We start from the raw sequence: 785 nt of genomic DNA, 5'->3' as shown, positions 1-785 counted from the left end.
CAGAAACATGGACAATGGTCACCCGAACGTTTTGAAAAGTGGGCTGCTGATATCGGTCAATTAACTGAGCAGTATGTAGTGATGTTGTTACAAGCTAAAAAGCATCCTGAACAAAGTTATCGTGCTTGCTTGGGGCTACTCAGTTTGGCAAAGAAATACAGTCCTTCACGTCTTGAATTAGCTTGTAAACGCGCATTGGCAACAGGCATACATAGGGTATCTGGGATCCGTTCAATTTTAGATAAAGGTCTAGAAAGTAAGCCATTACCTTCAACTCAACCAGATCTGCTAGCAGATATAGAGCACAGCAATATTCGCGGCCACAACTATTATCATTAAGGAATTATTATGCAACAAATCTATCAACAATTAAGCGTTCTAAAACTAAATGGCATTCGAGATGCGCTGATCCAACAAGCCGAACAGCCAAATCATTACAATGAGCTCAGCTTTTCAGAACGCTTAGCTTTACTGCTGGATCAGGAGTTAAATCAAAGAGAAAACCGAAAAATAACACGACTGATACGACAAGCCAAATTCAGGGTGAGAGCGCAATTGGAGCAGGTTAACTACCGAGCGACTCGCAATATCAATAAATCACAGATCCGCTCATTGGCACAAGGTGAGTGGCTTAGACTACATCAAAATATCCTGATCACAGGTGCAACAGGTTGTGGGAAAACCTATCTTGCCTGTGCACTTGGAAATCAACACTGCCAGCAAGGAAGAAGCGTGAATTACTTTAGATTAAAAGAATTGTTAGAGAAAATGTATCTGACCCAAGC

Annotated in this window: 1 protein-coding gene and 1 pseudogene; both read left to right on the top strand. The window is 41.4% G+C overall.

Annotated features, from left to right (window positions below):
* Window positions 1-339 (top strand): annotated as a pseudogene (locus CJF42_RS27950) (IS21 family transposase); the annotation flags it as partial.
* A 9-nt stretch (window positions 340-348) separates the two neighbouring features.
* Window positions 349-785 (top strand): ATP-binding protein (locus tag CJF42_RS26160; RefSeq protein WP_170940791.1); only part of this gene is annotated, 437 nt, incomplete at its 3' end.

The sequence above is a fragment of the Pseudoalteromonas sp. NBT06-2 genome (assembly GCF_002276045.1).
Taxonomy (GTDB): domain Bacteria; phylum Pseudomonadota; class Gammaproteobacteria; order Enterobacterales; family Alteromonadaceae; genus Pseudoalteromonas.
This window is presented reverse-complemented; position numbering and strand designations above follow the sequence as displayed.